The 23,800-nt window shown below is 54.0% G+C and carries 24 protein-coding genes, 1 pseudogene and 1 other annotated feature; of the genes and pseudogenes, 16 read left to right on the top strand and 9 right to left on the bottom strand.

The features are described 5' to 3' along the window. Window positions 1-128 precede the first annotated feature (128 nt). The 3 genes from ACR8BN_RS09020 to topA all read right to left on the bottom strand — a co-directional run bounded on the left by ACR8BN_RS09020 (window position 129) and on the right by topA (window position 4,567). On the bottom strand, window positions 129-287 hold the full coding sequence (locus ACR8BN_RS09020) for a YmiA family putative membrane protein (RefSeq protein WP_071778593.1): 159 nt from the start codon (window positions 285-287) through the stop codon (window positions 129-131). A 496-nt stretch (window positions 288-783) separates the two neighbouring features. Continuing rightward, window positions 784-1,758: an HTH-type transcriptional regulator CysB gene (cysB, locus tag ACR8BN_RS09015; RefSeq protein ID WP_003853865.1), complete on the bottom strand. Its 975-nt coding sequence runs from the start codon at window positions 1,756-1,758 to the stop codon at window positions 784-786. 184 nt (window positions 1,759-1,942) lie between these two features. Continuing rightward, window positions 1,943-4,567: a type I DNA topoisomerase gene (gene topA / locus ACR8BN_RS09010; RefSeq protein WP_031591590.1), complete on the bottom strand. Its 2,625-nt coding sequence runs from the start codon at window positions 4,565-4,567 to the stop codon at window positions 1,943-1,945. Window positions 4,568-4,938: 371 nt separating this feature from the next. On the opposite strand from topA, the gene ACR8BN_RS09005 reads away from it, so the two are divergent. Continuing rightward, window positions 4,939-5,187: a YciN family protein gene (locus ACR8BN_RS09005; RefSeq protein WP_031591591.1), complete on the top strand. Its 249-nt coding sequence runs from the start codon at window positions 4,939-4,941 to the stop codon at window positions 5,185-5,187. 31 nt (window positions 5,188-5,218) lie between these two features. On the opposite strand, the gene sohB is transcribed toward ACR8BN_RS09005, so the two are convergent. Next, a complete protein-coding gene (sohB, locus tag ACR8BN_RS09000; protein ID WP_031591592.1) occupies window positions 5,219-6,265 on the bottom strand; it encodes a protease SohB in 1,047 nt (348 codons plus the stop codon). A 173-nt stretch (window positions 6,266-6,438) separates the two neighbouring features. On the opposite strand from sohB, the gene ACR8BN_RS08995 reads away from it, so the two are divergent. Further along, window positions 6,439-7,200 carry a YciK family oxidoreductase gene (locus ACR8BN_RS08995; protein WP_083068814.1) on the top strand — a complete coding sequence of 254 codons (762 nt, stop codon included), beginning with the start codon at window positions 6,439-6,441 and terminating at the stop codon, window positions 7,198-7,200. Next, complete coding sequence (cobO, locus tag ACR8BN_RS08990; protein ID WP_031591595.1) at window positions 7,200-7,790, top strand: cob(I)yrinic acid a,c-diamide adenosyltransferase; 591 nt, start codon at window positions 7,200-7,202, stop codon at window positions 7,788-7,790. Before ACR8BN_RS08995 ends, cobO begins: the two co-directional genes overlap by 1 nt. 54 nt (window positions 7,791-7,844) lie before the next feature. Here cobO and rluB read toward each other — a convergent pair whose 3' ends face one another. Continuing rightward, on the bottom strand, window positions 7,845-8,735 hold the full coding sequence (rluB, locus tag ACR8BN_RS08985; protein ID WP_010670251.1) for a 23S rRNA pseudouridine(2605) synthase RluB: 891 nt from the start codon (window positions 8,733-8,735) through the stop codon (window positions 7,845-7,847). Between the two features lie 780 nt (window positions 8,736-9,515). Here rluB and ACR8BN_RS08980 point away from each other — a divergent pair. Continuing rightward, window positions 9,516-10,163: a serine protease gene (locus tag ACR8BN_RS08980; protein WP_039386281.1), complete on the top strand. Its 648-nt coding sequence runs from the start codon at window positions 9,516-9,518 to the stop codon at window positions 10,161-10,163. 10 nt (window positions 10,164-10,173) lie between these two features. Here the strand turns inward: ACR8BN_RS08980 and ACR8BN_RS08975 are convergent, their stop codons facing one another. Beyond that, a complete protein-coding gene (locus ACR8BN_RS08975; RefSeq protein WP_003853883.1) occupies window positions 10,174-10,794 on the bottom strand; it encodes an L-threonylcarbamoyladenylate synthase in 621 nt (206 codons plus the stop codon). Window positions 10,795-10,806: 12 nt separating this feature from the next. Beyond that, entirely contained in the window at window positions 10,807-11,691 is an 885-nt protein-coding gene (gene rnm, locus ACR8BN_RS08970) for an RNase RNM (RefSeq protein ID WP_434747547.1), read from the bottom strand. Window positions 11,692-11,844: 153 nt separating this feature from the next. Then, window positions 11,845-11,946 (top strand) — a sequence feature (Trp leader region). A 23-nt stretch (window positions 11,947-11,969) separates the two neighbouring features. Here rnm and ACR8BN_RS08965 point away from each other — a divergent pair. From ACR8BN_RS08965 to ACR8BN_RS08940, 6 genes and pseudogenes are all read left to right on the top strand, one after another. Next, on the top strand, window positions 11,970-13,535 hold the full coding sequence (locus ACR8BN_RS08965) for an anthranilate synthase component 1 (RefSeq protein ID WP_010670253.1): 1,566 nt from the start codon (window positions 11,970-11,972) through the stop codon (window positions 13,533-13,535). Next, window positions 13,535-15,129 (top strand): annotated as a pseudogene (gene trpD, locus ACR8BN_RS08960) (bifunctional anthranilate synthase glutamate amidotransferase component TrpG/anthranilate phosphoribosyltransferase TrpD). Before ACR8BN_RS08965 ends, trpD begins: the two are co-directional and overlap by 1 nt. 2 nt (window positions 15,130-15,131) lie before the next feature. Next, window positions 15,132-16,493, top strand: coding sequence for a bifunctional indole-3-glycerol-phosphate synthase TrpC/phosphoribosylanthranilate isomerase TrpF (gene trpCF / locus ACR8BN_RS08955; RefSeq protein ID WP_430018100.1), 1,362 nt, complete (start codon window positions 15,132-15,134; stop codon window positions 16,491-16,493). A 46-nt stretch (window positions 16,494-16,539) separates the two neighbouring features. Beyond that, window positions 16,540-17,730 (top strand): tryptophan synthase subunit beta, encoded by a 1,191-nt coding sequence (gene trpB / locus ACR8BN_RS08950; RefSeq protein ID WP_083067927.1) that lies wholly within the window; start codon window positions 16,540-16,542, stop codon window positions 17,728-17,730. Beyond that, window positions 17,730-18,533, top strand: coding sequence for a tryptophan synthase subunit alpha (gene trpA, locus ACR8BN_RS08945; RefSeq protein ID WP_010670255.1), 804 nt, complete (start codon window positions 17,730-17,732; stop codon window positions 18,531-18,533). The genes trpB and trpA overlap by 1 nt, the downstream gene beginning before the upstream one ends. Before the next feature lie 148 nt (window positions 18,534-18,681). Then, complete coding sequence (locus tag ACR8BN_RS08940) at window positions 18,682-18,996, top strand: BON domain-containing protein (RefSeq protein WP_010244430.1); 315 nt, start codon at window positions 18,682-18,684, stop codon at window positions 18,994-18,996. Window positions 18,997-19,053: 57 nt separating this feature from the next. Here the strand turns inward: ACR8BN_RS08940 and ompW are convergent, their stop codons facing one another. Next, the gene (gene ompW, locus ACR8BN_RS08935) at window positions 19,054-19,689 is read right to left on the bottom strand and encodes an outer membrane protein OmpW (protein ID WP_031593125.1); all 636 of its coding nucleotides are present in this window, start codon (window positions 19,687-19,689) and stop codon (window positions 19,054-19,056) included. A 250-nt stretch (window positions 19,690-19,939) separates the two neighbouring features. Between ompW and ACR8BN_RS08930 the strand changes: the two genes are divergently transcribed. From ACR8BN_RS08930 to yciA, 4 genes are read left to right on the top strand one after another with little or no spacing between them, the layout of a single operon-like run. Then, window positions 19,940-20,356 carry a YkgJ family cysteine cluster protein gene (locus tag ACR8BN_RS08930; RefSeq protein ID WP_434747546.1) on the top strand — a complete coding sequence of 139 codons (417 nt, stop codon included), beginning with the start codon at window positions 19,940-19,942 and terminating at the stop codon, window positions 20,354-20,356. A 27-nt stretch (window positions 20,357-20,383) separates the two neighbouring features. Further along, a complete protein-coding gene (locus ACR8BN_RS08925) occupies window positions 20,384-21,118 on the top strand; it encodes a YciC family protein (protein WP_434747545.1) in 735 nt (244 codons plus the stop codon). 51 nt (window positions 21,119-21,169) lie between these two features. Beyond that, window positions 21,170-21,709 carry a septation protein A gene (locus ACR8BN_RS08920; RefSeq protein WP_010244416.1) on the top strand — a complete coding sequence of 180 codons (540 nt, stop codon included), beginning with the start codon at window positions 21,170-21,172 and terminating at the stop codon, window positions 21,707-21,709. Window positions 21,710-21,767: 58 nt separating this feature from the next. Continuing rightward, window positions 21,768-22,190 (top strand): acyl-CoA thioester hydrolase YciA, encoded by a 423-nt coding sequence (yciA, locus tag ACR8BN_RS08915; RefSeq protein ID WP_010244413.1) that lies wholly within the window; start codon window positions 21,768-21,770, stop codon window positions 22,188-22,190. A 36-nt stretch (window positions 22,191-22,226) separates the two neighbouring features. Here the strand turns inward: yciA and tonB are convergent, their stop codons facing one another. Then, on the bottom strand, window positions 22,227-22,976 hold the full coding sequence (gene tonB / locus ACR8BN_RS08910; protein WP_434747544.1) for a TonB system transport protein TonB: 750 nt from the start codon (window positions 22,974-22,976) through the stop codon (window positions 22,227-22,229). A 197-nt stretch (window positions 22,977-23,173) separates the two neighbouring features. Between tonB and ACR8BN_RS08905 the strand changes: the two genes are divergently transcribed. Together ACR8BN_RS08905 and ACR8BN_RS08900 are read left to right on the top strand one after the other, a co-directional pair. Next, on the top strand, window positions 23,174-23,470 hold the full coding sequence (locus tag ACR8BN_RS08905) for a YciI family protein (RefSeq protein WP_010244407.1): 297 nt from the start codon (window positions 23,174-23,176) through the stop codon (window positions 23,468-23,470). A 77-nt stretch (window positions 23,471-23,547) separates the two neighbouring features. Further along, entirely contained in the window at window positions 23,548-23,733 is a 186-nt protein-coding gene (locus tag ACR8BN_RS08900; protein WP_143789029.1) for a hypothetical protein, read from the top strand. Window positions 23,734-23,800: the final 67 nt, after the last annotated feature.

The raw sequence follows: 23,800 nt of genomic DNA, 5'->3' as shown, positions 1-23,800 counted from the left end.
AATCCCACGAATCGGGGATAGACACTTTTTCGTCCTTTGCAAGGGGTTCTTTTCCTTTACAGGAGACCGTCTTGTGCTGACCCGAGGTCAGGGAACGTTTATGGCTGAGTGTATTTGCCCACATGGCTTTAGCCCCAGATACGCCAAATCATTAACGCGACAACTACCCAAAACAGCGCAGAGGCAGCGAATACGGTTAACCAGGCTTTGCGACGAGTATTGCCGGTACGCTCAACCTTGGTGCTTTTTGCCGGGAAACCCGGTTGTACAGTCAGTCGTGTATTCATAGTTTTTGATAATCACTCTCAACAAAATGATTGATAACATCGATTAAGATTTAGGAGGAATCCTAAACGCGTTAAGGCCAAAAATCCAGTTATTTTTATTGAGTAAAACGATTAACGGTATTAATCAATGAGCTTAAGTAACGTAAGAAATCATTAATCCCGGAACCAATATTTAATTAAAAGACCCGCTTAAAAATTTGAGTTAATTTAAAAACAGATCCACTTAAAACTATAGAGACAACTTAAGAACCTTATGTTTACTGGCTTCCCACATCAGCTCTTAACTGGAGTATGGGAATAATCCTGGCAAGCCGCAAAGTAACATAGTTAAAAATGTGTTGTAATTCGCATTTAAGAAAGACCGATGGAGAAACATGTGATCAATGTTTCATTTACAAAAAAATCATAAAAACTTTTGATTCTCATTTGGCGCTAAAGCCTGGAGACAGAAAAGGCTGCACCAGGCAGCCTTATGTTTACGTGGGGAGGTTAAATTCTATTTAAACGGTAGTTTGATATCTTTAAACATCGCCTCAATGTCTTCATTGGAGCGCAGCGCAACCGCGGTATCTACCACATCGCGCGTCAGGTGTGGCGCAAAACGTTGGATAAAATCATACATATAGCTACGCAGGAAGGTGCTGCGGCGGAAACCAATCTTAGTGGTGCTGTTGGTAAAGATATCGGCGGCTTCAATGCGAATCAGGTCAGGATCGGCTACCGGATCCACCGCCATGCTGGCGATGACGCCAACCCCCAGACCTAAGCGGACATAGGTTTTGATCACATCGGCGTCGGTAGCGGTAAAGACGATGCGTGGCGTTAATCCTGCACGATTGAAGGCCGTATCCAGTTCTGAACGCCCGGTAAAGCCAAAGGTATAGGTTACCAGCGGATATTCGGCCAGCTCCTCAATGGTGACCTGTCCTTTTCCTGCCAGCGGATGGTCGGCAGTCACTACAATCGCCCGATTCCAGTGGTAGCACGGCAGCATGATTAAATCGTCATAGAGATGCAGAGCTTCGGTGGCGATGGCAAAATCTGCATTACCTTTGGAGACGGCTTCAGCGATCTGGGTCGGAGAGCCCTGATGCATGTGCAAAGAGACGCGAGGATAGCGCTCAATAAATCCTTTGATTACGCCAGGCAGCGCATAGCGAGCCTGGGTGTGCGTGGTTGCGACATAGAGCGAGCCTTTATCAGGCCAGGTGTGTTCACCGGCTACCGATTTTATCGCATCCACTTTGGAGAGAACTTCACGCGCTATACGGATAATCTCTTCCCCTGCAGGCGTGACCTGGGTGAGATGTTTACCGCTGCGGGCAAAGATTTGCACGCCCAGTTCATCTTCCAGCATACGCACCTGTTTACTGATGCCGGGTTGAGAGGTGTAGAGACCTTCCGCCGTCGAAGAGACGTTGAGATTGTGATTGACCACTTCAACGATATAGCGCAACTGCTGTAATTTCATATCTATTCCATCCCGGTAAGTTACAGAGTCGCATCCCCGGTTGACGTATAGTCGCGAGGGTAAAAAAATGCTATGCATCAGGAAAGGTCGGAAATGCTATAACAACTATATCAGTTTAAGTGAGAGAGTAGAACGGATTGATATAAGGCTCAGAAAAAGGCCAGCGAGCGCTGGCCTTCAGGGATTACTTTTTCGCTTCCTGCCATTTGCCATCTATATAGAAGGCGGACCAGCCGGTTGCCTTGCCCTCTTTTTCTGAGGAGACATACTGCTGTTTGGTCTTGCGGCTGAACCGCACCAGCGTTTTGTTGCCTTCCGGATCGGCTGCTGGCGCGTCGGCCAGATATTTCAGCTTCTCAGGCAGACGATCTTTGAAGCGCTGAAGCTCTTCCACCAGCGGCGCACGCGTCTCGCGTGATTTCGGGAAGGTGTTGGCCGCGAGGAAAACGCCCGCCGCACCGTCACGCAACACGAAGTAAGCATCTGACTTCTCACACGCCAGCTCTGGCAGCGGAACCGGATCCTCTTTCGGCGGTGCAACTTCACCACTGCGCAGGATCTTGCGGGTGTTTTTGCACTCTTCATTGGTACACGCCATGTACTTACCAAAGCGTCCCATCTTCAGGTGCATCTCCGAACCACACTTCTCGCACTCCACCACCGGGCCGTCATAGCCTTTGATGCGGAATTCGCCCTTCTCAATCTCGTAACCATCACACTCCGGGTTATTACCACAGACATGCAGCTTACGTTCGTTATCGATCAGGTAGCTGTCCATGGCCGTGCCACACTTCTGGCAGCGACGACGGGCACGCAGGGCGTTGGTTTCAGCATCATCCCCTTCCAGAATATTGAGAACTTCATTTTCCGGGATCAGGTTGATGGTCTGTTTGCAGCGCTCTTTAGGCGGCAGCGCATAGCCGGAACAGCCCAGGAAGACGCCGGTACTGGCAGTTCGAATCCCCATCGGACGGCTACAGGTCGGACAGTCAATCGAGGTCAGCACCATCTGGTTCGGCTGCATCCCGCCCTCTTCAGGATCTTTCTCAGCCAGTTCAAGCTGCTGGGTAAAATCGGTGAAGAAGTGGTCGAGTACCGCTTTCCATTGCGCCTGGTTATTGGCAACCTGGTCAAGGTTGCTTTCCATACGGGCGGTAAAATCATAATTCATCAGTTCGCGGAAGTTCTCTTCCAGACGATCGGTGACGATTTCACCCATTTTTTCCGCATAAAAACGGCGGTTTTCAACCCGTACGTAGCCACGATCCTGAATCGTCGAGGTAATGGCGGCGTAGGTAGATGGACGACCAATTCCGCGCTTCTCCAGCTCACGCACCAGTGACGCTTCGCTGAAGCGCGCCGGTGGTTTAGTGAAGTGCTGACCGGGCAGCAGTTGCTGCAGGTCCAGAACATCGCCCACGCTTACCGCAGGCAGCGTACGATCTTCATCATTCTTACGCAGCGCAGGCATCACTTTGGTCCAGCCGTCGAAACGCAGAATACGGCCTTTCGCTTTGAGCCGGAAATCACCGGCGGCGGCAGTAATGGTGCTGGAGTCATATTTCGCTGGTGTCATCTGACAGGCAACAAATTGACGCCATATCAGCTGATAGAGTTTCTGCGCATCCGCTTCCATATCTTTCAGCTTTTCCGCCACCACTTCCACATCAGAAGGACGAATCGCTTCGTGCGCTTCCTGGGAGTTCTCTTTGCTGGCGTAAGTTATGGCGTTTTCAGGCAGATACTTTTTACCGAAATTGCTTTCGATATAACCACGCGCCATGGCGACTGCATCCTGACTCAGGTTGGTCGAATCGGTACGCATATAAGTAATGTGGCCCGCTTCATACAGCCGCTGGGCCATCATCATGGTCTTCTTAACGCCAAAGCCGAGACGGGTGCTGGCAGCCTGCTGCAGTGTCGAGGTGATATAAGGCGCGCCCGGCTTGCTGCTGGTCGGCTTATCTTCACGATCCACGATCTCATAGCGCGCTTTTTCCAGCAGCGCGACGGCAGCATACGTTTCTTCGCGGTTGACCGGACGGAAGGCTTTATCGCCTTTGTGCGTCACGTCCATCGACAGCTCATCGCCTTTCGGCGTGGTCAGCGCGGCATTAACTTCCCAGTACTCTTCGGGAACAAAAGCTTTAATCTCACGTTCACGTTCCACCACCAGACGAACGGCAACGGATTGCACACGTCCGGCAGAGAGACCACGGGCGATCTTTTTCCACAGCAGTGGCGAGACCATGTAGCCCACCACGCGGTCCATAAAGCGACGCGCCTGCTGAGCATTCACCCGATCAATATTCAGTTCGCCCGGCTTTTCAAACGCCTGACGAATCGCATTCTTGGTTATTTCGTTAAACACGACGCGACTGAAGCGCGAGTCATCACCACCAATCACTTCCCGCAGGTGCCAGGCAATGGCTTCCCCTTCGCGGTCAAGGTCGGTTGCGAGATAGATGTGGTCAGCATTGGCGGCTAACGCCTTCAGTTCGGCAACCACTTTCTCTTTGCCGGGCAGAATCTGATAGTCCGCTTCCCAGCCGTGGTAGGGGTCAACACCCATACGGCTGACGAGTGCGGCCTTCTCATCTTTTTTAACTTTTTTGACTTTCTTGTCAGTCGAAGCGTCTTTGACTTTTTTATCTGTCGAGGCGTCAGCACTTTTCTTCGCGGTTGAACCACTGGTCGGCAGATCCCGGATATGACCAACGCTGGATTTAACCACGTAATCACTACCCAGGTATTTATTGATTGTTTTAGCCTTTGCCGGGGACTCAACAATAACGAGTGCTTTACCCATATTTACCTTTACCTAATGAAAACATCCTGCTTAACGGGAGAGGATTGGATGCCCAAAAACCCAATGGGTTCAATATTGCTGCGCCTGTTTAACATTTCAAGGCGGAGGGGTCAATCTCAGATCAGATGATGTGGCGTTATGCAACTGCATGATAAAGAGTGCTTTTTCTATCTGAACTCATCGCACATCCTGGTGCAAAATCCCTGAAATCGGAATCGCCCACACTCTACCTGATAAAATCTGTTACGCAACTTAATTAGCACTCAGCCCGGACTTACGCCAGGTTTTCATCGATTACACCGATTTGTCACACCGCGTGACTCGCCAGTAATATAGAAAGGATTAGAGTGCTGTCAAACAGGAGTGAATAAATGCAGAGTTCAACTCAGGCTATTTCCCGCCAGGCGTTGCTGGAAAAGGCCAATGCGCTGATCAAAGAACATGATGATTATTTAGCGGGAATGCAGGCGGATGAGGTGATTCAGCAGGGAGATGTGCTGGTATTTCGCGGACCGTTTTTTCTTGATGCCGATGGACTGCCGACGGCTAAAACCACGGCGGTGTTTAACGTGTTCAAACACCTTGCCGTGGTGCTGTCGCCGCTCTACCACCTGGAATAAAAAAACCCGGCGCAGGCCGGGTTTCGCATCATCAGAGCAGAGGCTTCTCGCCGCGCTGCCAGAGTTTCAGCAGCAGGCGCTCTGCCACCGAGCCGGCGCTCTGCGTAAAGCGATCCATCACCTTACGGCGGCGGGCATAATGCACGCCGAGCACGCTGAACTTGTCCATCTGACCGATGATCAGATCATCGCTGGTGCCGATTTCGTCAATCAGGCCGAGGTCCAGCGCCTGGCGGCCATACCAGTGTTCACCGGTTGCCACCTGATCGATGTCGAGTGACGGGCGCATCTGGTGGACAAACTGCTTGAACAGCAGGTGCGTTTCGTCGAGATCTTCCTGGAACTTCTCACGTCCCTCTTCGGTGTTTTCACCAAACAGCGTCAGCGTGCGCTTGTACTGTCCGGCGGTATGCAGCTCAATATCAATATCGTTCCGTTTCAGCAGGCGGTTGAAATTGGGGATTTGCGCAACCACGCCGATGGAGCCAATAATCGAGAAAGGTGCCGCCACAATGCGATCGGCCACGCAGGCCATCATGTAACCGCCGCTGGCAGCCACTTTATCCACGGCCGCCGTGATGCGCAGACCCTGATCGCGCAGACGCTGCAACTGCGAGGCTGCCAGGCCATAGCCATGAACCACGCCGCCCGGGCTTTCAAGACGCAGCAGCACTTCATCGCCAGGCTGCTTCACGGCCAGCACGGCTGAAATCTCTTCGCGCAGTGAGGTCACCTCATGGGCGTCCATGCTGCCTTTGAAATCGAGCACATAGAGCGTGGGCTTCGCACTGTCTGCCTGCCCCTGCTTCGCCGCCTGCTTTTCCGCTTTGGCTTTCAGTTTTTCACTTTTCTTATGATTTTTCAGCCAGACTTTTTGTGCCTGAGGCTTCATTTTTGCCAGCTGCAAATCCTCTTTCATCTGTTGATAATCATCATCCAGATGGGTCAGCCGAAGCTGACCGTTTTGTGCCCGTTTGCGTAACGCGGCATTCATCACAATCATGACAATCACAGCGACGGCAACCACCAGTGTCACCACTTTCGCTAAAAACAGTCCATACGTTGAAATAAAATCCATAGGTCGCCTTAGTAAACAGAGAATCAAAAACAGTTCGCCAGTTTAGCCGTTTTGCCCCGCTTCGTCGCCTGAAATGCCAGCAGCTGGCACAGAATGCGTGGGTTGGCGATTGCGCCCATTCGTAAATTCAGGCATAAAGCGGAATCATGCTGTTTTCGCTGGAGGACCCCGCTGTGCATTATCAACCGAAAAGCGACCTGCTCAATCATCGCATTATCCTGGTCACTGGCGCTTCAGATGGCATTGGCCGGGAAGCGGCGCTGACTTATGCCCGCTATGGCGCAGAAGTGATCCTGATGGGCCGTAACCCTGAGAAGCTTCAGCAGGTCGAACAGGCGATCAATCAACTCAATCTCTGCCCTGCTCACACTGTGGTGTTCGATCTGGCCGAAGCGACACCAGAACGTTGCCAGCAGGTGGCAGAACAGCTGGCACAGCAGTTCCCGCGTCTTGACGGCGTGCTGCATAACGCCGGTATCCTCGGTGAGATTGTGCCGCTGGCTGAACTTGACCCACAGGTCTGGCAGCAGGTGATGAACATCAACCTGGACGCCACCTTCTTCCTGACGCAGGCGCTGTTGCCGCTGCTGTTAAAATCGGATGCCGGTTCACTGGTGTTTACCACCTCCAGCGTGGGCCGCACCGGTCGCGCGGGCTGGGGGGCTTACGCCGTCTCTAAATTTGCTACCGAAGGCATGATGCAGGTACTGGCTGATGAGTATAAGAACCAGCCGCTGCGGGTGAACTGTATTAATCCAGGGGGGACGCGAACTAAAATGCGTGCCAGCGCGTTCCCGCAGGAAGATGCCAATAAGCTGAAAACCCCTGCCGATTTGATGCCGCTCTACCTTTATCTGATGGGTGATGACAGCCGTCGCAAAACCGGGATCAGCTTTGATGCCCAGCCAGGCAGAAAACCGGGAGCCGCTGAATAATGGCTGACGATCGTCATCAACAGCGTCAGCAGCGATTAAAAGAACAGGTTGACGCGCGTATTGCTGCAGCCACGGAGGTTCGTGGCATCCTGATGGTCTTTACCGGCAATGGCAAAGGCAAAACCACTGCGGCCTTTGGCACGGCACTCCGTGCCACCGGTCATGGCAAACGCGCGGCGGCTATCCAGTTTATTAAAGGTGACTGGCCGAATGGCGAGCGCAACCTGCTGGAACAGCACGGTGTTGAATTTCAGGTGATGGCAACCGGCTTTACCTGGGATACGCAGAATCGCGAAACGGATACCGCCGCCTGTCTGGCGGTATGGCAACATGCAAAACGGATGCTGGCCGATGAGCAGCTGGATCTGGTGGTGCTCGACGAAATCACTTATATGGTCAGCATGGATTATCTGCCACTGGAAGAGCTGATAGTGGCCCTGCAACAGCGCCCGGCGCATCAGAGCGTCATCATTACCGGACGTGGCTGTCATCGCAGCCTGACTGAGATGGCGGATACGGTGACTGAGATGCGGCCGGTTAAGCACGCTTTTGATGCCGGGATACAGGCTCAGCAGGGAATTGACTGGTAACAGAAAAAGAAAACGCAGCCCTGGGGCTGCGTTTTTAGCGATCGGGCAACGTGCTTAACCGGAGTTACGTTTGCTGCCCGGATTGCGGCGTGGTGCACGTGGGGTGCTGCTCACTTTACTGTGACGTTTCACGGCACGACGAATCTGGTTCGCTTTGGTGCGACGACGATCTTTTTCGACCACCAGTTTGGTGACCGTTTCATCATCCATTTCCACCAGGTTACGCAGGTAGTTAACCGCAGGCAGATCCAGTTCGGTCCAGCCACCGCGTGGCAGGCCTTTTGGTAAGGTGATATCGCCGTAGCGAACACGCATCAGACGACTGACCTGCACGCCGACCGCTTCCCATAAACGACGCACTTCACGGTTACGTCCTTCGGTCAGGGTCACGTTGTACCACTGGTTGATCCCTTCTCCACCGCCAAATTTCAGGGTTTTAAAGGCAGCCGGGCCATCTTCCAGCTGAACGCCCTTGCTCAGCTGACGAATTTTATCATCGTCGACCTGACCAAAGACGCGCACCGCATATTCACGTTCCACTTCACGGCTCGGATGCATCAGGCGGTTCGCCAGTTCACCGTCAGTGGTGAAGAGCATCAGGCCACAGGTGTTCACATCCAGACGGCCAACGGCAATCCAGCGTGAACCGCGCAGACGAGGCAGACGGTCAAATACCGTTGGGCGCCCTTCAGGATCGCTGCGGGTACAGAGTTCACCTTCTGGTTTGTAGTAAGCCAGCACGCGGCAAACTTCGGTTGCTGATTCAGCAATCGAGACCAGATGACCATCAATACGGATTTTCAGAGATTTGCTGCTTTCGACGCGGTCGCCCAGGGTGGCGATCTTGCCGTCGACGCTGACACGGCCAGCGGCAATCATTGATTCGATTTCACGACGCGAGCCATGACCGGCACGCGCTAAGACTTTCTGTAACTTTTCGCTCATTGAGCTTCCTCTTTGTCGCCTTCCCAGGCGTCACGGTAGGGTGATAATTCTTTCTGAATCAACAGGTTAACCTATTAATTCGGCCCCATTATACAGACATTTACCCCTGAAGTAACGCGCTTTATGAGTGGGTTAATAGCCAATAAAGAAGAGTTGGCCTCAAATAGTTTTAACTCTATTAATCCTTAATACGCTTCTGAATAATGTGCGATCATCTGACAAGACCTTTGATTAATAAAATGCATCTATTGAAAACTTTATAGCTGATGACAATTAAATTTTCTTACCACTCAGGAGGCATCAAAATGATGTTCTGGTGATGAAAACCATAACACTATCTTACACTTCTATAGATTCACTCTTGCTTTTAATCTTCTTCAGAAAACATTAAAATCAGAATAAACAACTGCCAGGTTGATTTTATCCATCACAAATGGTCGGTAAATATAAAAATGTTAGATTATTCTTAAGGCAGATTTATTTAAAACCTTATTTTTCATAACATTTGATTCTTATTAGCTTTAATAAATTGTACGACACTATTAAGCTGATATAATTTATTCCTGTAGCACAATAAAAAGCAGGACTCACGATAGAGGGGTCCTGCAACAATGAAGTCCGGCTTTTGTTATTCGTTTATAAAAATAGTCTTTTTACATTAATCCAATAAACCGGCGCATCCGGAGTTGTTGCGTTAATACGGTTCAGTGATGAACCTTGCTTGCATGTCAAAAATCTTCACCAGGGATTTCCCGACATGCCTGAATAAAGAAACCCATCATGAAAAACCTGTTGCTGTGCCCGGTGCTTGCTGCACTGGTGCTGAGCGGGTGTTCTGTGGGCCACACTGAGTACAGTCGTACGGCGATGCAGCACGTAGATATGAGCGTGACTGGCATTCCGACGATCCTCGGTCTCGGCACACTGGGCACCAGCATTCCTCTGACGCCTGAATATAGCCTGACGGCTGCGCACGTCGCCAAAACTGCCGTGCAGCGCGTCAAGTCTTATCACCCTTATTGCGACCTTGCGATTATTTATCACAAGAATGACGCCAGCACGCTGACTAAGTTCCGCAACAGCGACATCGGCGATCCGGTTAAAATGTATGGCTATAGCTTTATTTCGGCGATGCCGGTTGAATCGACGGGAGTTAATTTAGCCCGCACGGCAATTCGGAATAACTGGAATAAAAGTCCCTGTATAGCCATGGCCTCCAATGCAGGCGTTGTTCAGGGAATGTCGGGCGGCGGCGTTTATAACCGTGATGATACGCTGGGCGGCGTGATTGTTGGCTATTCTGACTCAATTAAAAATGGGCGTAATAACAAAGTGATCCTGAAAGATGTGTCACTTTATATCCCTTACGGCCAGTTCAAAAGCTGGTTAGAGTCGAATCTGGCCCAGACACCGACACGCGGTGCCTGAGCCTGAGGGCTTACAGGAACGGGCGGGTATCGCCCACCCCTTCACGCACAATTTCCGGCGCATCGGTGGTCAGATCGACCACCGTGGTCGGCTGCTGGCCCAGCGTGCCGCCGTCGATAATCAGATCGACCAGCTTGCCGATGCTGTGCTGGATCTCTTCCGGATCGGACTCGGTGAAATCGTTGCCCGGCAGAATTAATGAGGTCGACATCATCGGCTGATTCAGTGCTTCCAGCAGCGCCAGCGCCACGGGATTTGAGGGCACGCGCAGACCAATGGTCTTACGTTTTTCATTCATCAGGCGGCGCGGCACCTCTTTGGTCGCCTTGAGAATAAAGGTGTAGTTGCCTGGCGTGTTGTTTTTCAGCAGGCGAAACGCTGAGTTGCCCACCTGCGAGTAGACCGACAGCTCAGAGAGATCGCGGCACATCAGGGTAAAGTTGTGGTGCCCGTCGAGCTGACGGATACGACAGATACGCTCCATCGCGCCCTTCTCCTCCAGCCGACAGCCCAGCGCATAGCCGGAATCGGTTGGATAAACAATGACGCTGCCTTTGTTCAGGTAGTCTACCGCCTGATTAATCAGGCGAGGCTGCGGGTTGTCCGGATGAATATGAAACAATTGACTCATAGAAACCTCGTGTCACCTTTCCGTGATTGCCAGGCCGGGAGCCAGATCAGGGAAGCGTTCCCAGACCGGCTCAACCGCCGCGGGCAGCCAGAGTTTGCGGCCCAGTTCAATCCACGGACAGGGTTGATGAAAATCAGAACCTTGTGATGCGGCCAGTTCATTATCTCTGGCGTATTGCGCCAGCGTCGTGCGCTCATTGGGTGGCTGCTGGCACTGCGCAACTTCCATCGCATCGCCGCCCGCTTCGCGGAAATGGGCGACCAGCCGCTTGAGCCACTTTGCCGATAAACCGTAACGGCCAGGATGCGCCAGCACAGCGCAGCCACCAGAATGATGAATCGCATCAATAGCTTGTTTAATTGTACACCATTGTGGCGGCACGTAACCGGTTTTGCCACGCGCCAGATAATTTTTGAACACCTGCGCCATATTCTCTGCTTTACCCTGCTCAATCAGGAAGCGGGCAAAGTGACCGCGGGTAATGATGCCGCCATCAGCCAGTCGCGTGGCTCCCGCCAGTGCATCCGGGATACGTGCTTTCGCCAGTCGCTCACCAATCTCTTCTGCACGTGCCTGCCGACAGGCATGTTGTCCGGCCAGAAACGCCACCATCGCCGGATGGCGGATATCAATGTTGAGTCCCACGATATGAATCTCATGGTTCTCCCATAGGGTGGAGATTTCTGCGCCCGCCAGCACTTTTATCGATAAATCGTGATCGATTGCCGTTTGCTGCGCTTCATCTACCCCTGCAACGCTGTCGTGATCGGTGATCGCCAGTACGCCGACGCGCATCTCAACCGCTCGCTGCACCAGGGCTGCAGGCGTCAGTAAGCCATCGGAGGCACGCGTGTGGCTGTGTAAATCATAGACCGGGAAACGGGCGATATCGCTCAAGAGAACTCCTGCAAAAACTAAACCGGCCAGCATGATAACGATTTTCACGGTCAGTGAAAAAGTGTATTGACATTTCCGCCCTGAACCCGTTAACTAGTACACAAGTTCACACGTAACGGGTATTCAATCATGGCTGTTGTAATCACGCATTTAAACGGTTGGCGCGATGTTCCCGAAAACGGGCGACAGGGTCGTGCACACTTTGCGTAAACGCTGTGCTAATACCTGAGCCCGCCACCGAGCGGGCTTTTTTTTGAGCGAAATTCAGAGAAATCATCATGCCAAATGCGAAACCTACAGTGAAGTTGATTACCGGCACCGCACCCTACCGCGAAGATCCGGCCGCAGTGTTTCACCAGCTGTGCGGCGCACGTCCGGCAACCCTGCTGCTTGAATCCGCTGACATCGATAGCAAGCGCAACTTAAAAAGCCTGCTGATTGTCGACAGCGCGCTGCGCGTCAGCGCAATGGGCAATAATGTCACCGTTCAGGCGTTGTCAGAAAATGGCCGCGCCCTGCTGCCGCTGCTGGATGAGGCCCTGCCTGCGTCGGTCAGCAATCAGGTTCGTCCCGATGGACGTGAACTGACTTTTCCGCAGAGCACCGACCATCAGCAGGATGAAGATTCCCGCCTCAAGGCACTGTCGGTGTTTGATGCACTGCGTCTGATTCCACAACTGGTCAACTCTCCTGCCGATGAACGCGAAGCCGTGCTGCTGGGTGGCCTGTTTGCTTATGATCTGGTTGCCGGTTTTGAAACCCTGCCGGAGCTGGATAATCAGCAACGCTGCCCCGACTACTGTTTTTACCTGGCAGAAACCTTACTGGTGATCGATCACCAGACCCGCAGTGCGCGTCTGCAGGCCAGCCTGTTCTGCCCGTCCACCAGCGAGTTCCAGCGCCTGCAGCGCCGCATCGAGCAGTTGCACGGCCAGATGCTGCAGCCGGCACCGGCTCTGCCGGTCCAGCCGGTTGAACAGATGACGCTGACCACCAGCCAGAGTGATGAAGAGTATTGCGACGTAGTACGCACCCTGCAGCAGGCAGTTCGCATCGGCGAAATTTTCCAGGTCGTGCCGTCACGTCGCTTCTCGTTGCCGTGCCCGTCGCCGCTGGCTGCTTATGAGACACTGAAAAACAGTAATCCCAGCCCCTACATGTTTTTCATGCAGGATCAGGATTTCTCTCTGTTTGGCGCGTCGCCGGAGAGTTCGCTGAAATATGACGCCACCTCCCGTCAGATTGAGATCTACCCGATTGCCGGTACCCGCCCGCGTGGCCGCCATGCTGATGGCTCACTGGACCGCGATCTCGACAGCCGCATTGAGCTGGAGATGCGTACCGACCATAAAGAGCTGGCTGAACATCTGATGCTGGTGGATCTGGCGCGTAACGATCTGGCGCGAATCTGCGTGCCCGGCAGCCGTTACGTGGCTGACCTGACCAAAGTTGACCGCTACTCATTTGTGATGCATCTGGTTTCCCGCGTGGTGGGCACGCTGCGCGCGGACCTCGATGTGCTGCACGCGTATCGTGCCTGTATGAACATGGGCACGCTGAGCGGAGCACCAAAAGTTCGCGCCATGCAGTTGATTGCCGGGGCTGAACGCACCCGTCGCGGCAGCTACGGCGGCGCGGTGGGCTACTTCACCGCCCAGGGCGATCTCGATACCTGTATCGTTATCCGCTCCGCCTATGTAGAAGACGGCGTCGCCACCGTTCAGGCGGGCGCAGGTGTGGTGCTGGATTCTAATCCGCAGGCTGAAGCTGATGAAAGCCGCAACAAAGCGCGCGCCGTACTGCGCGCTATCGCGACTGCCCATCACTGCAAGGAGATCTTCTGATGGCCGATATTCTGCTGCTCGATAACATCGACTCTTTTACCTATAACCTGGTTGATCAGCTGCGCACCTTTGGTCACAACGTGGTGATCTATCGCAACAACCTGCCCGCCGAACTGCTTATTGAACAGCTGCAGCGGATGGAGAACCCGGTGCTGATGCTCTCTCCTGGTCCCGGCGCGCCAAAAGATGCTGGCTGTATGCCGGAGCTGCTGCGGGTGCTGCGTGGTCGTCTGCCAATTATCGGCATCTGTCTGGGTCACCAGGCGATAGTCGAAGCCTATGGCGGCCATGTGGGCCAGGCAGGCGAGATCCTGCATGGCAAAGCCTCTTCAATCGACCATGACGGCGAGGCGATGTTTACCGGTCTGAGCAATCCGCTGCCGGTGGCGCGTTACCACTCGCTGGTGGGCAGCAACACGCCGGATGAGCTGACGGTAAATGCCAGTTACAACGGGATGGTGATGGCCGTTCGCCATGAAACCGATCGCGTATGCGGATTTCAGTTCCATCCTGAATCGATTTTGACTTCTCAGGGCGCGCGCCTGCTTGAGCAGACGCTGGCCTGGGCGCTGGCGAAGTAACAGGGAGAATAAATATGCAACAGACACTGGAAAAACTTTACCAGGCGCAAACGCTGAATCAGGCTGAGAGTCATCAGCTGTTCAGCGCCATCATTACCGGACAGCTGGAACCAACGCAGCTCGCTGCCGCGCTGATCGCCATGAAAGTGCGTGGTGAAACGCCGGAAGAGATCGCCGGAGCCGCCACCGCGCTGCTGGAAGATGCCAAACCTTTTCCCCGCCCTGATTATGCGTTTGCCGACATTGTGGGCACCGGCGGCGATGGCAGTAACAGCATTAATATCTCGACTGCCAGCGCCTTTGTCGCCGCGACCTGCGGTCTGAAAGTGGCGAAGCACGGCAACCGCAGCGTCTCCAGCAAATCGGGATCCTCCGACCTGCTGGCCGCCTTTGGCATCAATCTCGATATGCCCGCTGACCGGGCACGCCAGGCGCTGGACGATCTGAATGTCTGCTTCCTGTTTGCGCCGCAGTATCACACCGGATTTCGCCACGCGATGCCGGTCCGCCAGCAGCTTAAGACCCGTACGCTGTTTAACGTGCTGGGCCCGCTGATCAACCCGGCACGCCCGCCACTGGCAGTGATTGGCGTCTACAGCCCGGAACTGGTAATGCCGATTGCCCAGACGCTGAAAGTGCTGGGTTATCAGCGCGCGGCGGTGGTTCACGGTGGCGGAATGGATGAAGTGGCGCTGCACGATGTAACCCATGTGGCCGAACTGCGTGAAGGTGAAATTACGCGCTATCAGCTCTCGCCAGAGGACTTTGGTTTTGGCTTCCATCCCAAAGAGGCGCTGGCGGGCGGCACGCCGGAAGAAAATCGTGACATTCTGACCTCTTTACTCCAGGGTAATGGCCAGCAGGCCCATGAGGAGGCCGTCGCCGTCAACGTGGCGATGTTGCTTAAAGTATTCGGTCAGGAAGATCTGCGTGAAAACGCACAGCAGGCGCTTAACGCCATCCGCAGCGGACAGGCTTATGAGCGTGTTGTCGCACTGGCAGCAAGAGGATAATCATGAAAGGCACCGTGTTAGAAAAAATTGTTCAGGACAAAGCGATTTGGGTTGAAGCCCGTCAGCAGCAGCAGCCTCTCTCTACCTTTCAGAACAGCATTGAACCCGCCAGCCGTCATTTCTACGACGCGCTGCAGGGTGCAAGAACCGCGTTTATCCTGGAGTGTAAAAAGGCCTCTCCCTCAAAAGGCATTATTCGCGAGGATTTCGATCCAGCCGCCATTGCCGGGGTCTACCGCCACTACGCATCCGCGGTGTCAGTGCTGACCGATGAAAAATATTTTCAGGGCGACTTCGCCTTTCTGCCGATTGTCAGCGCGGCCATCACCCAGCCGGTGCTGTGCAAAGATTTTATCATCGACCCTTATCAGATCTATCTGGCACGTTACTACCAGGCTGATGCGATTCTGCTGATGCTGTCAGTGCTGGATGATGAGCAGTATCGTCAGCTGGCCGCCGTGGCGCACAGCCTGAAGATGGGCATTCTGACTGAAGTGAGTAATGAAGAGGAACTGGAGCGGGCTATCGCGCTGCAGGCCAAAGTCGTGGGTATCAACAACCGCGATCTGCGTGACCTCTCTATCGATCTTAACCGCACCCGTCAGCTGGCACCGCGCCTGTCCCACGGCGTCACGGTAATCAGCGAATCAGGCATTAACAGCTATGCCGATATTCGCGAGCTGAGCCACTTTGCCAACGGCTTCCTGATTGGTTCTGCACTGATGGAAGAGGCCGACCTGACCGCAGCGGTGCGTCGGGTCACGCTGGGCAGCAATAAAGTGTGCGGCCTGACCCGTGCCGAAGATGCGCGCGCCGCCTATGAAGCCGGGGCAATCTATGGCGGTCTGATCTTCGCGGAAGGTTCTCCGCGCCAGATTGACACCGCTACGGCGCAGACCGTGATCGCTGCGGCGCCGCTACGCTACGTCGGCGTGTTCCGCAATGCCGCTGTAAGTGACGTTGTCACGCAAACCGGTACGCTTTCACTCTCTGCGGTGCAGCTTCATGGCAACGAGACGCCGGAGTTTGTGGCTGAACTGCGCGCGGCTCTGCCAGCAGAGATTCAAATCTGGAAGGCGCTGCGCATAGAAGGCATCTTACCGGCGCGCGACTGGCCTCATGTTGACCGTTATGTGTTTGATAATGGCGACGGCGGAACCGGACAGCGTTTCGACTGGTCACTGTTGCAGGGACAGACGCTCAACAATGTGCTGCTGGCCGGTGGCCTGAGCGCGGATAACTGTGTTGAAGCCGCACAGCTCGGCTGTGCCGGACTGGACTTCAACTCTGGCGTGGAAAGCGCGCCTGGCATCAAAGATGCCCGTAAAATTGCCGCTGTGTTTCAGACACTGCGAGCCTACTGATTTGCCTGGCCTGCTCAACGGCGGGCCCGAGAAAGGAAGATAAAAAATGACGTTACTTAATCCCTACTTTGGCGAATTTGGCGGAATGTATGTTCCGCAAATCCTGATGCCAGCCCTGCGCCAGCTGGAACAGGCGTTTGTCGACGCCCAGAAAGATCCTGAGTTTCAGGCCGAGTTTACCGACCTGCTGAAGAACTATGCGGGTCGCCCTACCGCCCTGACGCTTTGCAAAAACCTGACTAAAGGCACCAAAACCCGCCTCTATCTTAAGCGTGAAGATCTGCTGCACGGTGGCGCGCACAAGACCAACCAGGTGCTGGGTCAGGCGTTGTTAGCCAGACGCATGGGCAAAAACGAAATCATTGCCGAAACCGGTGCGGGTCAGCACGGCGTAGCTTCAGCGCTGGCCTGTGCGCTGCTGGGCATGAAATGCCGCATCTATATGGGCGCAAAAGATGTGGAGCGTCAGTCACCCAACGTCTTCCGTATGCGTCTGATGGGCGCAGAAGTGATCCCGGTGCACAGCGGCTCCGCCACGCTGAAAGATGCCTGTAACGAAGCGCTGCGCGACTGGTCTGGCAGCTACGAGACATCACACTATATGCTCGGCACCGCGGCGGGTCCGCATCCCTTCCCGACGATTGTGCGTGAGTTCCAGCGCATGATTGGCGAAGAGACTAAAAAGCAGATTCTGGAAAGAGAAGGTCGCCTGCCCGATGCGATCCTCGCCTGTGTGGGCGGCGGCTCCAATGCCATCGGCATGTTTGCCGACTTTATCGATGAGACCAGCGTGAAGCTGATCGGCGTAGAGCCTGCGGGCCACGGCATTGAGACCGGCGAGCATGGCGCGCCGCTCAAGCACGGTCGCGTCGGCATCTACTTCGGTATGAAATCGCCGATGATGCAGACCCATGATGGCCAGATTGAGGAGTCTTACTCGATCTCTGCCGGTCTCGACTTCCCGTCGGTAGGCCCGCAGCATGCGCACCTGAACAGCATCGGTCGTGCGGAATATGTCTCCATCACCGATAACGAAGCGCTGGCCGCCTTTAAACAGCTCTGTCGCGATGAAGGTATTATTCCGGCGCTGGAGTCATCCCACGCCCTGGCGCACGCCATGAAGATGATTCAGGCTGAGCCGGAAAAAGAGCAGTTGATTGTGGTCAACCTCTCTGGCCGTGGCGACAAAGATATTTTCACCGTTCATGACATTTTGACAGCGCAGGGAGAAATCTGATGGAACGTTACAATCAACTGTTTACGCGTCTGTCAGCGAATAACGAAGGGGCTTTCGTTCCTTTTGTTACGCTGGGCGATCCGTCACCGGAGCTTTCACTGCGCGTGATTGACGCCCTGGTTGAAGGAGGCGCGGATGCACTGGAGCTGGGTATTCCCTTCTCCGATCCCCTTGCAGATGGCCCGACCATCCAGAACGCGACGTTACGCGCCTTTGCGGCGGGCACTAACACCAGCCAATGCTTTGAAATGCTGGCCACTATCCGCCGTAAGTATCCGGATCTGCCGATTGGATTGCTGATGTACGCCAACCTGGTCTTCACCAACGGTGTGGATGAGTTCTATGCCCGTTGTGCAGAGGCGGGTGTGGATTCGGTGCTGGTGGCGGATGTGCCCGTTGAAGAGTCCGCGCCCTTCCGTCAGGCCGCGCTGCGTCATGGCGTGGCACCCATCTTCATCTGTCCGCCCAACGCCAGCGATGAGCTGCTGCGTGAGATCGCTTCGCACGGACGGGGTTACACCTACCTGCTGTCGCGCGCGGGCGTTACCGGTGCTGAAAACCGCGCCAGCCTGCCGTTGCAGCATCTGATCGACAAGCTGCGTGAATACCATGCAGCCCCGCCGCTGCAGGGCTTTGGTATTTCTGAGCCTGAACAGGTGAAGGAAGCGATCGCTGCGGGCGCTGCGGGCGCGATCTCCGGTTCTGCGATTGTCAGAATCATCGAAAAGCATCATTCAGAGCCTGAGGTGATGCTGAGCGAGCTGAAGAACTTTGTCAGCCGCCTTAAAGCCGCCAGCCGTTAATCCTGCCAGCATGCCTTATCGCGCGATAAGGCATGATTTGTTTCCTTTTTTTCATTCCCCCATTTGCCCTTTTTGCAAAATCTGCACCACAATGACAATGCGCCGTTACGGTAACGTCGCATCCATTTTGTGACAGGGAGAGAAAGCAATGAAATTCGTTAAACTGCTGACAGGTGCTGTACTGGCGGGCGTGGTTGCGCTGACACTGAGCGCCTGTGCGCCAACCGCAACCAAAGAGGGAACCGGTGGCTATATTGATGACACCGTGGTGACCACAAAAGTTAAAGGTGAACTGCTGAAAGATGACTCACTGAAATCAACTGAAATCAACGTAGAAACCTTTAAAGGTAAAGTTCAGCTGAGCGGTTTTGTTTCATCACCACAGATGGCTAATCGTGCCGTTCAGGTTACGCGCAGCGTGGCGGGCGTAAAGTCCGTGGTAAACAATATGCAGATCAAATAACGTCTTAACAGACAAAAAAAGGCCGCTGATTCAGCGGCCTTTTTATCGTCTTTATCATCAGAAACGGTAACCCGCACCGAAGAAGAAGACCCAGGGATCGATGCGCATATTGATATTCTGCTGCTCGCCACCCGCTTTAAACTTCACTTCCGTATCAATATCCATGTACCACACCGACGCATTCAACATCCAGTCACGGTTAATCTGATAATCCAGACCGACCTGACCCGCCACACCCCAGGAATCCTTCACGCTGAGATCGGTCAGGCCCGCATCGCGGCCCGTTTGATTGAAATCGGCGTCGTAAAAGGTGGTGTAGTTGATACCTACGCCAACGTAAGGACGCGCTTTGCTCTTGCTGTCAAAAAAGTAGTACTGCGCCATCAGCGTAGGCGGTAACTGGCGTACCGTTGCCAGTGTTCCGGTCGGGCCCAGGCCCACTTTGTGACGGAACGGTGTGGCGGCCAGTAATTCGACACCAATGTTGTCCGTTGCCATGTATGTAAAGGTCAGGCCCAGCTGCGTATCGTTGGATGCGCTGAACTCGCCCATCCCTAACACATTATCGGAACCTTCGGTGGGCCGAACGGTGGCACTGCCGGCACGCATAAAGAAGTCGCCTGCTTCGTGGGCCATTGCCAGCTGGGGTAAAGCCAGAGCCAGCAGCATCGCGCATTTTGCCAGTTTCATCATCACTCCTTTGCTTAATGTTAATGTCGCGAACGTCATCGCTTTTTTGCTGGCAAATATTTAACGTGATTTACAGAAAATTGCACTCTGTACCTTTCAGATAAATTACTTAAAAAACAATGAATTGATTTAGATCAATTTCGGCTCAGGCTGGCGCAGCAAAATTCCCCTTGCTGAATAATTTCGCCGGGCCTATTTTGCTTATCTTCTCTGGTGATTTTGGTTCGATGCCCTGGGAGGGGCGGGTGATCAAATGAGTGAAATAACTAACCCTTGTGTCAGCTGTGGCGCCTGCTGCGCCCATTTCCGCGTCTCATTTTACTGGGCCGAAGCCGATGATGCAGGCGGCCCGGTGCCGACCGCATTAACCGAACCGCTCAGCCTGTTAATGCGCAATATGCGTGGTACGAACGATCGCGCGCCGCGCTGCGTTGCCCTTGAGGGCGACATTGGCGGCTGTGTCTCCTGCGGAATTTACGAACAACGTCCGACGCCCTGTCGGGAATTTTCGATGTCGGGCGAAGCGGGTATCCACAATGAAGCCTGCGATCGCGCCCGCGCCCGGTATGGCCTTCCCGCCCTTTTTTCTCCATCTTTACCTGCCATGACAGAAAGTTATGCCGCAGCGGGTGCCCGCGAGCTGCCAGAACATGTACAATCGCCGGGTTAATTAACCCGGTTCCTCAAAGGAGTGTACATGTCTATCACGGCAAGCTCGTTATACCGTGACACAGGAAATTTCGCGCGCCATCAACTGGCTACGGTGCTGTTGATGTCGCTGCTGGCCGCTTTTATCACCGTCATGCTGGTGCATGTGCTGACGCCGGGTGCCGATCAGATGGCCCTCCTGCAACAGGGTGACGATATCGCCGGTTCGCTGTTTGAGATGGTGCAGAATATGTCACCGGAACAGCAGCAGGTGCTGCTGCGCGCCTCGGCGGCCAGCACCTTCGCTGCGCTGATGGGGAACACGCTGCTGCTCGGCGGAATGCTCTATCTGATCCCGATGGTCTCTTCCGGCCAGCGTGTCAGTGCGTTGCGGGCGATTGGTGCTTCAGCGCCGCTGCTGCCAAAGCTGCTGCTGCTCACCTTCCTGATGACGCTGGTGGCGCAACTGGGCTTTATGGTGCTGGTGGTGCCAGGCATTCTGCTGACGATTCTGCTGTCGCTGGCTCCGGTGATGGTGGCCAGTGAGAAGATGGGTGTCTTTGCCGCCATGCGGGCCAGCATGCGGATGGCGTGGAAGAATGTGAAGCTGATTGCCCCCGCTATTCTGCTCTGGCTGCTGGCCAAAGTAGTGGTGATGCTGTTCTTCTCTTCGCTGACGGTTTTACCGCTGAATGTCTCATCGGTGATTTTCACCGCGGCAGGCAATGTGGTTTCGGCGATGTTGATTATCTATCTTTATCGGCTCTATATGCTGTTACGTTGATTGACGATGTGCCTTCGGGCACATTTGCAGCCAACTCTGAATGGAAAAACTATGAAGCAGCTACTCGACTTTCTTCCCCTGGTGGTCTTTTTCATCTTCTACAAGCTGTATGACATTTTTGTCGCCTCGGGCGCGCTGATTGTCGCGACCGGCCTGGCGCTGGTTGTCAGCTGGGTGCTCTATCGCAAGCTGGAAAAGATGACAATTTTCACCTTTGTGCTGGTGGCGGTCTTTGGCACCCTGACGCTGGTGTTCCACAACGATGAGTTCATTAAGTGGAAAGTTACGGTTATCTACAGCCTGTTTGCCGCCGCCCTGCTCTACAGCCAGTGGTTTATGGAGCAGACGCTGATTCAGCGCATGCTGGGCAAAGAGTTACAACTGCCCGATGCGGTCTGGCGCAGGCTCAACGTTGCCTGGGCGCTGTTCTTCTTCATCTGCGGCCTGGTAAACATCTATGTCGCCTTTTGGTTATCTCAGGCGTTTTGGGTTAACTTTAAAGTGTTCGGTCTTTCCGGTCTGACCTTACTGTTTACCCTGCTCAGCGGGCTTTACATCTGGCGACAGATGCCGCAGCAGGAACAAAAATAATCATCTGCCCGGTCCGCCGGGCATTTTTTTAGCATTCACCTGCATAGAAGTGGAAGCAATGGGCGAAAAACATACATTGCCGAAAGGCGAAATGGTGCTGCGTACGCTCGCCATGCCAGCAGACACCAACGCCAACGGCGATATTTTTGGTGGCTGGCTGATGTCACAGATGGATATGGGTGGCGCTATCCTGGCGAAAGAGATCGCTGAAGGACGCGTGGTGACGGTTCGCGTTGACGGCATGTCATTTATGAAGCCCGTCGCGGTGGGCGATGTGGTGAGCTGCCATGCGAGCTGTCTCCGTACCGGCAACAGCTCCATGACGATCAATGTTGAAGTGTGGATCAAAAAAGTGTCGTCTGAGCCGATTGGACAAACTTACATTGCGACGGAAGCGGTGTTTATTTATGTGGCGGTCGACAATGAGGGCAATTCCCGTCCTCTGCCAGCCGGTCGCGCCAACCAGCAACCCGGCGAATGAAAAACAGGTCAGGCTGTTTCAGCCTGACCTGACGCATTATTCTATGCTGGCCCCACCATTAATCTTAAACACGATATTCATGGTCAGACCCTGCCCTGGCCGTCCGCTCTGATAGCGCCACTTTTTCATCGCCTGCTTAACTTCACGCTCAAACATATTGCGCGGCTCAGCAGAGAGGAGCTGGATGTTATCCACCCGTCCCTCACTATCCACATCAAACTTCACCCGTACCCGCCCCTCTACACGCAGTGCAAATGCGCGTTGTGGATAGCCAGGCTTACTGACGTTCAGTGCTTTTGGGCCGGTTGAGGCCGATGAGGAAGGTAACGGCGTAGATTTTGGCGCCGTGGTCGGTTTGTTCTGCGTCGCCGGGGCTTCCTGCTTAAACGGATCGGCCTGCGGTTTGCTCTCCTGACGCGGCTTCACCTCGCGTTTAGGCTGCTCCCGCTTGTGCTCTGGTTTCGGTCTGGGCTTTGGCTTAGGCTCAGGTTTGGGAATCGGCACCGGCTCCGCTTTCGGCGGTTCGGGCACGGGCTGAGGTTCCGGCACCGGTTCTGGCTTAGGCTCGGGCTGTGGCGCAGGCGGCTCCACGATGGCCGGTGCAGGCTCAGGCTGGACTTCAGGGGCGACCATGGTAACGCTGATAGGCTGTGACGCTTTGGGCACCTCAATCACCTGCTGGAATGAAGCATACAGAATTCCGGCTATCACGGCCCCATGCAAAGCAACAGACAACAACATGGAGACAGGCGTGCGTTTAGGTAATGGCATAGTCAGCGTGGTCATAACAGTCGCAGTGATTGAATGAAGCAGCGATTTTAAATGCAAATAGCAATCAGTTTCAATAACTCCCGCCATCCGGCCTGAAGAAAAGCGCTTTTTAGCCCTTTATGCTGAGCCATTAACCACGCTGAGGTTTCGTTTGCACTCTGATGGGCAATCACTTAACGTGTTGCGAAATTCTGGTTAATGGGAGTTCCTTAGTGCTTTACGTCATTTATGCAGAAGATACTGCAGATTCACTGGAAAAACGTAATGCCGTGCGCCCTGCCCATCTGGCACGGCTCAAACTGCTGCAGGAAGAGGGACGCCTGATCATTGCAGGCCCGATGCCTGCTGTCGACAGCAACGATCCTGGTGTAGCGGGCTTTACCGGCTCAACCGTGATTGCTGAATTCCCGTCATTAGAAGAAGCACAATCCTGGGCACAGGATGACCCCTACTTCGCGGCGGGCGTCTATAAGCAGGTTTCGGTTAAACCGTTTAAACGCGTCTTCTGATCGTGAGTCAGCAGTGAAAATGGCTTCTGTGCCTGGCACAGAAGCCATTTTTATTTTGATCGTTTAAGAGAGAAAAGATGCAGATAATCATTCTGGGGCTACTGGCCATTATCGCTTTACTGATCGGCAGCGCGGTTTATCTCTGGCGAACTCAGGGCTGGCGTAATCAAAAGCAGTGGATTGTCATGCTAATCGTGCTGGCGGCGGCACTGCAGCTGGTGAACGTGACGCTGGTGATGACGACACAACGTCTCGCTGGTTAATCAGCCTGAGATTTCATTGCGACAGAGCAGCACATAACGCTCTGTCGCAGCGACCGGCCGGTCTGAA

Origin of the sequence: Pantoea sp. Lu_F5_004, assembly GCF_051136245.1 — a bacterium.
Lineage (GTDB): Bacteria > Pseudomonadota > Gammaproteobacteria > Enterobacterales > Enterobacteriaceae > Pantoea > Pantoea agglomerans.
The sequence above is the reverse complement of the archived record's forward strand: the minus strand, read 5'-3'. Positions and strand labels throughout refer to the sequence as shown.

Bases quoted from the DNA above. Each gene is read 5' to 3' on its own strand.
- ACR8BN_RS09020 (WP_071778593.1), bottom strand. From the start codon at position 287: ATGAATACACGACTGACTGTACAACCGGGTTTCCCGGCAAAAAGCACC.
- cysB (WP_003853865.1), bottom strand. From the start codon at position 1,758: ATGAAATTACAGCAGTTGCGCTATATCGTTGAAGTGGTCAATCACAAT.
- topA (WP_031591590.1), bottom strand. From the start codon at position 4,567: ATGGGTAAAGCACTCGTTATTGTTGAGTCCCCGGCAAAGGCTAAAACA.
- ACR8BN_RS09005 (WP_031591591.1), top strand. From the start codon at position 4,939: ATGCAGAGTTCAACTCAGGCTATTTCCCGCCAGGCGTTGCTGGAAAAG.
- sohB (WP_031591592.1), bottom strand. From the start codon at position 6,265: ATGGATTTTATTTCAACGTATGGACTGTTTTTAGCGAAAGTGGTGACA.
- cobO (WP_031591595.1), top strand. From the start codon at position 7,200: ATGGCTGACGATCGTCATCAACAGCGTCAGCAGCGATTAAAAGAACAG.
- rluB (WP_010670251.1), bottom strand. From the start codon at position 8,735: ATGAGCGAAAAGTTACAGAAAGTCTTAGCGCGTGCCGGTCATGGCTCG.
- ACR8BN_RS08980 (WP_039386281.1), top strand. From the start codon at position 9,516: ATGAAAAACCTGTTGCTGTGCCCGGTGCTTGCTGCACTGGTGCTGAGC.
- ACR8BN_RS08975 (WP_003853883.1), bottom strand. From the start codon at position 10,794: ATGAGTCAATTGTTTCATATTCATCCGGACAACCCGCAGCCTCGCCTG.
- ACR8BN_RS08965 (WP_010670253.1), top strand. From the start codon at position 11,970: ATGCCAAATGCGAAACCTACAGTGAAGTTGATTACCGGCACCGCACCC.
- trpCF (WP_430018100.1), top strand. From the start codon at position 15,132: ATGAAAGGCACCGTGTTAGAAAAAATTGTTCAGGACAAAGCGATTTGG.
- trpB (WP_083067927.1), top strand. From the start codon at position 16,540: ATGACGTTACTTAATCCCTACTTTGGCGAATTTGGCGGAATGTATGTT.
- trpA (WP_010670255.1), top strand. From the start codon at position 17,730: ATGGAACGTTACAATCAACTGTTTACGCGTCTGTCAGCGAATAACGAA.
- ACR8BN_RS08940 (WP_010244430.1), top strand. From the start codon at position 18,682: ATGAAATTCGTTAAACTGCTGACAGGTGCTGTACTGGCGGGCGTGGTT.
- ompW (WP_031593125.1), bottom strand. From the start codon at position 19,689: ATGATGAAACTGGCAAAATGCGCGATGCTGCTGGCTCTGGCTTTACCC.
- ACR8BN_RS08930 (WP_434747546.1), top strand. From the start codon at position 19,940: ATGAGTGAAATAACTAACCCTTGTGTCAGCTGTGGCGCCTGCTGCGCC.
- ACR8BN_RS08925 (WP_434747545.1), top strand. From the start codon at position 20,384: ATGTCTATCACGGCAAGCTCGTTATACCGTGACACAGGAAATTTCGCG.
- ACR8BN_RS08920 (WP_010244416.1), top strand. From the start codon at position 21,170: ATGAAGCAGCTACTCGACTTTCTTCCCCTGGTGGTCTTTTTCATCTTC.
- yciA (WP_010244413.1), top strand. From the start codon at position 21,768: ATGGGCGAAAAACATACATTGCCGAAAGGCGAAATGGTGCTGCGTACG.
- tonB (WP_434747544.1), bottom strand. From the start codon at position 22,976: ATGACCACGCTGACTATGCCATTACCTAAACGCACGCCTGTCTCCATG.
- ACR8BN_RS08900 (WP_143789029.1), top strand. From the start codon at position 23,548: ATGCAGATAATCATTCTGGGGCTACTGGCCATTATCGCTTTACTGATC.